The sequence below is a fragment of the Mitsuaria sp. TWR114 genome (assembly GCF_007997345.1).
Map to the genome: position 1 here is coordinate 1 of NZ_VOSR01000156.1, position 10,750 is coordinate 10,750.

At 70.0% G+C, this 10,750-nt stretch carries 7 protein-coding genes and 3 pseudogenes; 1 reads left to right on the top strand and 9 read right to left on the bottom strand.

Annotated features, from left to right (window positions below; genetic code table 11):
- From FUT87_RS07180 to FUT87_RS07205, 9 genes and pseudogenes are all read right to left on the bottom strand, one after another.
- A partial coding sequence (locus tag FUT87_RS07180; RefSeq protein ID WP_310735120.1) for a carbohydrate kinase occupies positions 1–690 on the bottom strand: 690 nt, incomplete at its 3' end.
- A 90-nt stretch (positions 691–780) separates the two neighbouring features.
- Positions 781–2,030 (bottom strand): annotated as a pseudogene (locus tag FUT87_RS07185) (AGE family epimerase/isomerase).
- A gap of 172 nt (positions 2,031–2,202) precedes the next feature.
- Entirely contained in the window at positions 2,203–4,251 is a 2,049-nt protein-coding gene (locus FUT87_RS07190) for a beta-galactosidase (protein ID WP_147240572.1), read from the bottom strand.
- A 52-nt stretch (positions 4,252–4,303) separates the two neighbouring features.
- Positions 4,304–5,956 (bottom strand): alpha-L-fucosidase, encoded by a 1,653-nt coding sequence (locus FUT87_RS07195; protein ID WP_147240573.1) that lies wholly within the window; start codon positions 5,954–5,956, stop codon positions 4,304–4,306.
- A 19-nt stretch (positions 5,957–5,975) separates the two neighbouring features.
- A complete protein-coding gene (locus FUT87_RS29865; protein ID WP_310735121.1) occupies positions 5,976–6,353 on the bottom strand; it encodes an alpha-L-fucosidase C-terminal domain-containing protein in 378 nt (125 codons plus the stop codon).
- A gap of 38 nt (positions 6,354–6,391) precedes the next feature.
- Positions 6,392–6,862: pseudogene (locus tag FUT87_RS31350) on the bottom strand (alpha-L-fucosidase); the annotation flags it as partial.
- Positions 6,863–7,026: 164 nt separating this feature from the next.
- Entirely contained in the window at positions 7,027–7,491 is a 465-nt protein-coding gene (locus FUT87_RS29870; protein WP_255511714.1) for an alpha-L-fucosidase, read from the bottom strand.
- A 56-nt stretch (positions 7,492–7,547) separates the two neighbouring features.
- Positions 7,548–7,643 (bottom strand): annotated as a pseudogene (locus tag FUT87_RS30440) (twin-arginine translocation signal domain-containing protein); the annotation flags it as partial.
- 93 nt (positions 7,644–7,736) lie between these two features.
- Entirely contained in the window at positions 7,737–9,950 is a 2,214-nt protein-coding gene (locus FUT87_RS07205) for an exo-alpha-sialidase (protein ID WP_147240574.1), read from the bottom strand.
- 414 nt (positions 9,951–10,364) lie between these two features.
- Here FUT87_RS07205 and FUT87_RS07210 point away from each other — a divergent pair.
- Positions 10,365–10,750: hypothetical protein (locus tag FUT87_RS07210; RefSeq protein ID WP_222617070.1), on the top strand; the 386-nt coding region annotated here is incomplete at its 3' end.

Here is a 10,750-nt window from a genome sequence, read left to right on the forward strand (position 1 = left end):
GGGATGGCTGGCGAGGCTGTGCAGCAGCCCGGCGACGCTCGCATCGCCGGCGCCGACGGTGTCGACCACGTCGACCCGAGGCGCCTGCGCGTCGCAGCGCTGTTCACCGCGCAGCAGGCTCGCGCCGGCGCCACCCCGGGTGAACAGGCACAGCGCCGACGGGTTCATCGCGCGGAGCTGGCGCAGGGATTCGTCCGGCGCCACGCCGGGGAACAGGCCCAGCAGGTCCTCGTCGGACACCTTCACCAGATCGGCCAGCGCGGCCATGCGCCGCAGCGTCGGTGCGTAGGCGGCATCCATCAGCGTGCGGTAGTTGGGGTCGTAGCTGATCGCCACGCCCTGGCGCTTCAGGCGCTCGGCCAGTGCCACCAGCCGCTCGGCCAGCGGTTGGCGCGCCAGGCTGATGCCGCCGAAATGCGCCCAGCGCAGCCCCTGCGACCAGCCGGCGGGCAGCGCCTGCTCGTCGAAGTACAGGTCGGCGCTGTCGTTGCCGATGAAGAAGTAGGACGGCGGCTCGCCCCGCTCGACGACCGCGAGCAAGGGCGCGCGATCGACGCGCTGCATCAGGCGCAGGTCCAGGCCGGCGGCTTCGCTGGCCCGCCACAGCGCGTCGCCGAAGTGGTCGCGGCTGACGGCGCCGGCAAAGGCGGTGGGCTCGCCCAGCGCGCCAGCGCGCGCGCCACGTTCCACACCGAGCCTCCGACGCGGCTGACCCAGCGGTCCTCGCCCTGGTGCAGCAGGTCGGTCAGCGCCTCGCCGGCGCAGAGCATCGACGGCGCGTCATGCATGAGCGGCTGCTCCCATGGCCCGGACGATGTCGTAGCAGGCGCCCATCGTGTGGTAGTCGACCTTGCCCGCGGGGCTCTTCTCATCGCTGAGCTTGCGGTTCTCGCGGTCCAGGATGCGGTACCAGGCGCCGTGCGCGTGATCGACGAAATGGGTCCAGCTGTAGGCCCAGAGCCGCTGGTACCAGTCCCAGTAGAAGGCCGCGTCGCCCTGGGTGCGGACCGCCAGCAGCGCCGCGGCGGCGGCGCTCTCGGCCTGCACCCAGAAATACTTGTCCGCGTCGCACACGCTCAGGTCGGGCGCCAGCGAGTAATGCAGGCCGCCCCGAGCACGGTCCCAGCCCTTGTCCATCGCGACCCTGAACAGGCGGTCGGCGGTGGGCAGCGCCCAGCCCAGGTCCGCCTCCAGCGCGTCGCCGCGCGCTTGCAGCTGCAGCAGCAGCTTGGCCCACTCGGTGAGGTGGCCGGGCTGGTAGCCCCAGGGGCGGAACAGGTGGGCCGGGTTGTCGATGTTGTATTGCCAGTCCGGTTGCCACTGCGTGTCGTAGTGCTCCCAGATCAGGCCGCCGCAGCGCTGGGCCTGGCGCTGGGTGATGTTGTAGGCCAGCTGGTGGGCGCGCTCCAGGTAGCGGCGCTCGCCGGTCGCGTCGAAGGCGGCCAGCAGGGCCTCGCAGGCATGCATGTTGGCGTTCTGGCCGCGGTACGGCGACAGCGTCGACCAGTCCGCGCTGGCCTCGTCCGCATACAGGCCGGCGCCGCGTCCCAGAAGCGGCGTTCCATCAGGTCGAAGGTCTCCGCCAGCCAGGGGCGGGCCTCGTCCAGGCCGGCCATCACGGCATGGGCGTAGGCCAGCAGCACGAACGCATGCCCGTAGGCGTGGCGCGTGCCGTCGAGCACCTCGCGCCGGTCGGCGCGGCAGTCCAGCAGCCAGTGGTAGCCCTCCTGCGCCGTGTCCCGGTGCGCCTCGCGCAGGAAACGCAGCGCATGGCGCAGGCCTTCCAGATGGGCCGGATCGCCGAAGTGGCGGTAGGCCATCGCGTAGGTGAAGACGAAGCGGGTGCTGCTGACCAGATGGCGCTGATGCGCGTCGTAGACGGTGCCGTCGTCCTTGAAGAAGTGGTACATCCCGCCGCTGGGGTCGATGCAGCGCGGGTGATAGAAGTCCATGGTGCGGCGGGCATGCGCGAGCAGCACGGTCGGAGACCTGAAGTCGGGGAGGGCGGGAAGGTCGCGGGCGTTGGGCATGGTAAGGATGGGTCCGTGGGGATCGCCGGAGCAACGCCGACGCCCCGGAGGGTTTGCGCGCCGTTATAGGGGGCGCGCCTCGCCACGGTCAATCTCGCCGGAGGGAATCGGCCCCAATTTCGCGACGTTTAGTAAACAAGCCGGGTTCCCGTCCCGCAGTTCCGGCCCGCGCTCAACGTTCCAGCAGGTCCGCGCCGCGCGCCTCCAGCCGCAGCGTGCCGTCGAAGCGCTTGCCGCTGAGCACGCCGTGCATCGCGCCGTCGATGGCCACGTCGACCGGCGCGTTGTTGGTGTTGACGTAGAGCACGCGGCCGTCGACCGCACGGGCGAAGACGCCGTCCGGCGTCTTGGGGCCGGCTGCGATGCCGAGCTCGGCCCGGAGCTGCCGCAGCAGCGGCCGCATGATCTGCGGCTGCGCCGGCGTGGCGACGTAGTACGCACTGCCCTTGCCGAAGCGGTTGACGGTGATGGCGGGCGGCGTGCCTTCCAGGTTGGTGAAGCGCGCCAGCACCCGCGCGCTGGAGGGCTCCAGCACCTCGTAATGCTCGACCGTGCCCTTGATCTCCTCGCCGCCGAGCGTCAAGGTGCCGGCCGCGTCATAGAACTCGTTGGTGCGCAGGCCGAAGACATCGGTCAACTGGCCCGGCAACGGCGTGTTGTGCCACTGGTTGTTGTCGCCGACCTTGGCGGACTGGGCCGTCATCACCACCGTGCCGCCACCGGCCACGAACTGGCGCACCGCCTCGGTCGAGGCCCGGTCCAGCAGGTACATGCCGGGCAGGATGATCAGGCGGTAACGGCTCAGGTCCTCGTAGGACAGCTTGATGATGGCGACGTCGACGTTGTCCTTGAGCAGCGGCTCGAAGGCGCCCTGCGCCTGCTTCAGGTAGGGCGTCTTGATGTACTGGCGCACCGTGTTGGACGGGCCGTTCGGGCTGGTGGCGTGGATGTTCTCGAAGGAGTAGGCGATGGCCACCTGCGGCTCGACGCGGCGCGGGAAGCCGAGCTTCTCCAGCTTGGCGTAGTCCGCGGCGATGGCGGCCCATTCGGCCAGCTTCCAGGAGGGCCGGTCGTCATGGTCGATCAAGCCCATCAGCGCCTGTTCCTCGCCGCCGAGGTGGCTGTTGAAGGTCCAGGCCAGCGCGGCCTGCCCGCCCATCAGCAGCACGAAGTGGGCCCACATGCGCGACCAGCCCTTGCTGCCGTAGGAGCCGCCGCCGCCGGCGGCGAACTCGTTGAACCAGGTCGGCGTGCTCATGCCGCCCTTGATCATCGTGGCCTCCCAGCCGCCGTTGATCGCGTCGCCGGCATAGAAGCCCATCGCGCCATAGGTGGTGTGCCGGCGGTAGCTGCCCAGGAAATCGAATCCCTTGCGGCCCGACCAGTCCCAATAGTTGGACAGCACCGGCTTGTCGGGCAGGTTTTTCCGGCGCACCGCCTCGAGGTCGTCGAGCGTCGCGAGGGTCAGGTCGGACCAGAAGCGCCGCAGGTCCAGGTAGCGCTCGGCCGGACCGGGGCCGTCGGCATAGGGCAGGCGCACCTCGTCCCACTGGCCGATGCGGCGCGACCAGCGCTGCGTGGCCCAGGCCTTGTTCAGCGCCTCGAGGCTGCCGTAGCGCTGCTTGAGCCATGCGACAAAGCGCTGGCGGTCGGCTTCGGAATACGACATGAAGCCGTTGCCGATCTCGTTGTCGTAACCCACCGCGAGCAGGGCCGGGTGCCTGGCGTAGCGCTTGGTCAGCGTGTCGGCCATGCGCCGGGCCAGGCGCCGGTAGTCGGGATCGCCGATGTTGTCCATGTAGCGCTCGGCCGGGGCCAGCCGCGTGCCGGCCTGGTTGGTGATGTCGACGCCAGGGTATTTGTGATGCAGCCACATCGGCGCCGGCAGGCCGGGGATGTCCAGGATGACGCGGATGCCGGCGGCATGCACCGCGTCCATCACGGCGTCGAAGTGCTTGAAGTCGAACCGGCCTTCCTCGGGCTCGAAGTAGTCCCAGGCCAGGTCGCCCATGCGCACGACCTTGAAACCGGACTGCTTCATCAGCGCGACATCGCGCCGGACCTGTTCCAGCGTACGGTCCACCGGCTGGTAGTTCACGCCGGCGAAGAGCTGGCCGGGGCCTGGCCAGTCGGGATGGCCCTCGGCGCTCTGGGCGCACGCGGAGGTCAGGGACGCCAGCGACAGCGCGCAGGCAATGAGGGTCTTCTTGAGAGCTTGCATGGTGAGCGGCTCGGCGAGAGCCCCTGTGGCTGGTTGGATGTCGCGGCGGAACTCAGGCCAGACCGCGACCGAACACTTTCAGCGCAATGGCCGGCGAGCCGGCCAAGCCCTCCGGCACGCGCACCTCCAGCCCCTGGCGGGTGCGCTGGAAAGGCAGGCTGTCCGCGGCCCCGACCACCTCGACGCGGTCGATGCTGCCGGGCGCGAAGGCCGAGTCCTGGGCCAGCGATCGGACGCGCATCACGCCGTCCTGCGGCCAGCCCAGCCCGATGGCATGGAGCGCGTCGCCCTGGGTGGTGAAGCGGATGTCCTGCGCGGTGAAAGGCGTCGCCGGCTGCTCGCTCATCGCGCCGCCCTTCACGACCGTCGGGCCCTCGCCGAAGCGCCGCCAGGGCCGCGTGCCGTGGATGGCCTCGCCGTGGCGCGCCATCCAGGCGGCGAGGCCCTCCAGCGTCTGGCGCTCATCCGAGTCGATCGTGCCGTCCGCCTTGAGCGGCACCGACAGCAGCAGATTGCCGTTCTTCGACACCACGTCGCACAGGATGTGAAGGACCGTGGCGGCCGACTTGTACTGGTGGTTCTCGAAGACGCTGCGGCTGTAGTGCCAGTCGCCGATGCAGGTGTCGGTCTGCCAGGGGTGCGGCTGGATGTCGTCGCGCGAGCCGCGTTCGACGTCCTCCACCACGGCGAGGCGGCGGTCTCCCTGCAGGCCCTTGGTGTTCAGCACCGCCTCCAGCCGGCCGCCATGCCAGGCCCGGCTGGCGTTGTAGAAGTGGGCGGCGATGTCCATCCCCGCCTGGCCCAGCGGAAGGCCGTCGTTGTCGAAGTACAGCAGGTCGGGCCGGTAGCGGTCGATGAGGTCGCGGCAGCGCAGGAACCAGCGCCGCGTGAAGGCCGGGTTGTGCGCCGGTGGCGGCACGTGCCACACGCCGTCGTTGGCGGCATGCCACTCGGCCGCCGCCTTGGCGTCGGTGAACCCATCGGGGATGACCATGTTGCGACCGGTGTACAGGTCCTGCGGATCCAGTCCCTCCCACCACGTGCCCTTGCCGTCGGCCGCGGTGAGGCGGAAGGCGTCGTAGCGCTGGCCGGCCAGCGGCCCTTGCGCGTCATAGCCGTAGGCGGTCTGGAACCAGTGCCAGGCGTTGCCCGAGTGGTTGCTGACGCCGAAGCGCAGGCCGCGCTGGCGGGCCGCCTCGGCCCACAGACCGACCAGGTCCCGCCGGGGGCCGATGCGCGTGCTGTTCCAGCCGTGGTATTTCGACTCGTAGTTGTCGAAGTTGTCGTGGTGGTTGGCCAGGGCCACGAAGTACTTCGCGCCGGCCCGGACGTACAGGTCCAGCAGGGCGCCGGGATCCCAGTTCTCGGCCTGCCAGCGATGGTTCATCTCCATGAAGCCGACCTGGGTCGGATGACCATAGGTCTTCAGGTGATGCGCGTACTGGGCATGGCCCTGGAGGTACATGTTGCGGGCGTACCAGTCGCCCGCCTCGGGCACGCACTGCGCGGTCCAGTGGGCCCAGATGCCGAACTTGGCATCGCGGAACCAGTCCGGCGCGCGGTAGCCGCCGATGAGCGACTCCCAGTCCGGCGTGAAGGCCGGCGCAGCGGCATGGACCCGCGCCGACGCCAGCGCGCCGGCCGCGGCCGTGGCCCGGAGAAGGGATCGGCGCGTCAACGCGGCGCCGGTCTTGCCTGCGTGCATGTGAGGACTCCAAGCGTGATCAAACCAGCCCCTGGCCCTGGATCTTCAGCGCGATGGCCGCCGAGCCGGCCAGGCCCTCCGGCACGCGCACCTCCAGCGCCTTGGCCGTGCGCGAGAAGCTCAGCGGCTGCGCGGCGCCCAGCGCCTCGACGCGCTCGATCGCCCCGGGCGCCAGCGCCGAATCCTGGGCCAGGGCCGTGAGGCGCAGCACGCCGCTCTCCGGCCAGCCCAGGGCGATGGCGTACAGCGCGCCGTCCTTGGTCGTGTAGCGGATGTCCTGCGCGCCGAAGGCCATGGGCTGCCTTCCTCGGCATCGGCGCGGACGCGGGTGGGGCCTTCGCCGTAGCGGCGCCAGGGGCGCGTGCCATGGATGGCCTCGGCGTTGCGCCCCATCCATTCGGCGAGGTCGGCCAGGATCTTGCGCTCGTCGGCATCGAGGGTGCCGTCGCCGCGCAGCGGTACCGACAGCAGCAGGGTGCCGTTCTTGGCGACGATGTCGCACAGCCGGTGGATGACCGCGGCGGCCGGCTTGTACTGGTGGCCCTCGTAGATCCAGCGGTTGTAGTGCCATTCGCCGATGCAGGTGTCGGTCTGCCACGGCAGGGGCTCGATGCCCTCCCGGAACCCGCGTTCGGTGTCCTCCACCAGACCGGCACGGCGCTCGGGCGGCAGGAACTTGGCGTTGACCACGGCCTCGAGCCTGCCGCCGTGCCAGGCCATGTTGGCGTTGTAGAAGTGGGCCGTGATGTCCAGCCCGCTGCCCCAGCGGCAGGCCGTAGTTGTCGAAGTACAGCAGGTCGGGGCGGTAGCTGTCGACCAGGTCGCGGCAGCGCAGGAACCACTGGCGGGTGAATGCGGGGTTCCCGGCGGGCGGATCCTCGTTCCAGATGCGGTCGTTGGCCTCATGCCAGTCCTGGGCCGCCTTGATGCTGGTGATGCCGTCGGGAATCACCATGTTGGGGCCGGTGTACAGCTCCTGCGGGTCCAGGCCTTCCCACCACTGGCCCTTGCCGTCGGCCTTCCTGAGGCGGAAGGCGTCGTAGCGCTGGCCGGCCAGCGGGCCTTCGGCGTCATAGCCGTAGGCCGGCTGCAGCCAGTGCCAGGCGTGCGCCGAATGGTTGCTGACGCCGAAGCGCAGGCCCCGCCGGCGGCGCCTTGGCCCAGATGCCGACGATGTCGCGCCGGGGGCCGACGCGCACGCTGTTCCAGCCGTGGTACTTCGAGTCGTAGGCATCGAAGTTGTCGTGGTGGTTGGCGAGCGCGACGAAATACTTCGCGCCCGCCTTCACGTACAGGTCCATCAACTCCTCCGGCTGCCAGTGCTCGGCCTTCCAGCGGTTCTGGATCTCCATGAAGCCGACCTTGGACGGATGGCCATAGGTCTTCACGTGATGGTCGTAGTGGCCGTGGCCCTGCAGGTACATGCTGCGCGCGTACCAGTCGCCCACCTCGGGCACGCACTGCGCGCTCCAGTGGGCCCAGATGCCGAACTTGGCGTCGCGGAACCAGTCCGGCGCGCGGTAGCCGCCGACCAGCGAGTCCCAGGTCGCGCGAACGCCGCAGGCGCGGCAGGAGTGGCCTGGGCGGCATGGACATGCGGTGCCGCCAGCGCACCGGCGGCGGCCGAGGCCTGGAGGAACGAGCGGCGTGTCCAGTCCGCGCCAAGGGTCTTCTTGGGTGCTTGCATCGGGGCGTGGTGAAGGTGAGAGATGACGGGCAACGCTGGAACACAGCGCTGGCGGGGCTCGCCGAGCGGTGAGGATCGGCGCCGATCGGTCGGTCAGGGCGGGGAGCGGGCGTCGGGGCCGTCGGCGGGCACGCCATAGACGATGCCCCGGCCGACCGTGCTCATGTAGACCACGCCTTCGACGTTCATGTCGCCCGTCACGAACTGGCCGTTGCCGGGGCCACCGAACTGGTGGGCGTCGTCGTTGATGCGCAGCCAGGTGGCGCCGGCATCGGTGGAGCGATAGACACCCAGCGGCTCGCCCTTGGGGGCGCCCCAGATGAAGACGGTGGGATAGGACGCACCCGCCATGGCCTTCCCGAAGCCCACGGCGCCGCAGCGGTCGATGGCGGCGAGCGTCTTGAAGCTGCGGCCGGCATCGGTGGAGCGCGCCAGGCCGCCGTCCTTCAGCGGCACCCACACATCGCCCTCGCGTCCCGGCGCCACGCGCACCAGCGGCGAGCCGCCGGCGGGCAGCCGGGCGGTGGCCACGAAGCTGGCCCCGCCGTCGGTGCTGACCCGCACCGTGCCGGCGTCATAGACATAGAACCTGGCGGGGTTCACCGGGTCGCCCACCGGCCGCACCGCTGCGCCCTCGAGGCCACGCACCGGCACCCAGGTCGGCTGGGCCTGGCTGAAATCGGCAGAACGCACGGTGGTGGGGCGACCATCGCCGGCGCGGAAGCTGTGCAGCAGGCTGACGCCATCCGCGGACAGCGCCACCGTCCCGGAACTGCCCTGCATGCCGGCCACCTCGACCCAGGTGCGGCCCGTGTCGGTGGAGCGGTACATCTTCTTTTCGCCCACCCGCACGACGACCGCCGTGCGGCTGCCCGCCACGGCCAGGCCCGTGGTGGAGCCGATGCGCGGCTCGTGGATGGGCGCGTAGGCATCGAGCCGGTGATGGCGGAAGCCGTCGAAATCGGCGATCGCCGACAGCAGCGGGCCGCCCGGAACGCTGATGGCCACGTTGGGCACCGTTTCCTCGAGACCGTCGACCATGAAGCGCCAGGTGGCCGGCGTGGCGTCGATGTCGTCGGTGCGGAAGACGCCGTTGCCCGAGGTCACCCACACGGCGCGCGGATCGGCGGTGTCGAACTCGATGGCGCCGGCCCAGTGGATGGCATAACCGGCGACCCAGCTGACGCCGCGGGTGTCCATGGCGAAGCCGCGCGCCACCACGTCGGTCCAGTGTCCGCCGCCGTCGGTGGTGAGGAAGAACCGGTCGCCGCCGTTCCTGCCGCCCTGCGGCATCCAGGTGTTGATGGTGGAGACGACCACCCGCTTCGGATTGCCGGGGTCCACCGACACGCCGGAGAAGGGCTTGTCCAAGCCCCCCGGCGTGACGTTGGTCCAGCGGCCGCTGGCGACGTCGTACTTCCACACCTGGCCGCTGGTCTGGGGCTCGGGCGGTGTCAGTTGTTTCCAGTCGCCGTGCGGGCCGGCGCCGTTGCCAAAGGTGATGTAGAGCTGCCCGTCGGCCGCGAGCGCCGCCCGCTGCGGCATGTGGCCGGACGGGGCGCCGGGCACCGGCTGGAAGGTGGCGCCGGCGTCGTCGCTGCGATAGAGGTTGGGGCCCACCGAGCCGAAGCGCGAGACGCCGACGAACAGGCGCTGCGCCACGCCCCGGGCCACGCTGGTCGGGTCGATCAGCACGAAGCTGAGACCGGTCTCGTTGGGTGTCGTGGTGACGGGGAGCGCCTCGACGCGCGAGAAGCTGACGCCGGCGTCGGTGCTCTTGAACAGGCCGTTGGCACGCGAGCCGAGGTACAGCACCTTGCTGTCGCCCGGATCCACCTGCAGTCGCTCGCCATTGCCCCGGCCCATGCCGTTGCCGTTGGCGCGCAGCAGGTGGCTCACGTCGGTGATGCGGCTGAAGGTGGCGCCGCGGTCGGTGGAGCGCATCACGACGGTTCTGCCCTCGCTGAAATACGGCACGCCGGCCAGCAGGTACAGGACATCGCCGTGCTGGGGATCGAGCGCGAGCGCGTCCACGCTCAACCAGCCGACGTCCGCCTCGGACACCCCATCCATCAGCGACACCCAGCGACGCTTGGCGGCCTCCCAGCGGTAGGCGCCGCCCACGTCGGTGCGGGCGTAGATCAGGCCGCGCTCGGTCTTGCTCGTCACGAGAGCGGCGACGTAGCCACCGCCCCCGATGGCCAGGCTGTCCCAGCGGTAGGACTCGGCCTGGCCGCTCAAGGCCAGCATCGCCAGGGAAGTGGCGAACAGCGAGCGCCAGAAGGTCTTGGTTCGGAGGAGGGGCATGCGTGGAGCGGTCCCACGGGGCATCCCGTGGTCTTGCCAAATTGGTATATCCACTTTGCCAGAACCGAAGTTTGGTCTTACCGGTGCATACCCCAATGGGGAGCTCGCCATCGTCTGGACGCGCCCGCAGCGTCTGGGCGCCGGTGGCGTGGCCGTGATGACGATGTGATGAGGCCGTGAAGCGTCTGGCGCAATCACCGCCGACCATGGCGATCCGGTCGGGGCGACTTCGCCTCAGAAGAACCCAGGGTCGCTGCTGGAAGTTGGTCAGACCGGGCGTTTGCCCTAGCTTAATTTGGTCAGGCCAAACATATGATTTAGCGGTCAATCCAGCAATTCTGGTCTAACCAGAAGAGCAGCCGTTGATGAGGCTTGGGCAGCGCTCCGGCCACCTACAAAAAAAGGAGACACAACGTGACGAAGAAGGTGTTGAGACATCGGGCCAAGCTGTCCGTGCTCGCGGCGAGCGCCCTGGTGGTGGCCTGCGGCGGCGGGGGCGGCGAGGGCGGAGGCAACTCCGGCGCGTTCCAGGCCATCAGCTTCAATTACCCCGGCGGCGCGACGCTGCTCGCCGGGCCGGTGACGCTGAAGGCCACCGCCGATTCAGGCCTCCCCGTGCATCACGGCAGGGCGTCGTCCGATCATCATGGTCTCCTGATAAAGCGATCAGCGCATCTCGGCGCTGTAGTGGAAGGCGGTCGCGTCGCCCCAGGTGGTGCGCAGCTCAATGCAGTGGCCGCCCAGGTCGAAGGCCTGCCGGTCGACCCGGATGGCGGGCGCGCCCTCGGGCAGGTCCAGCA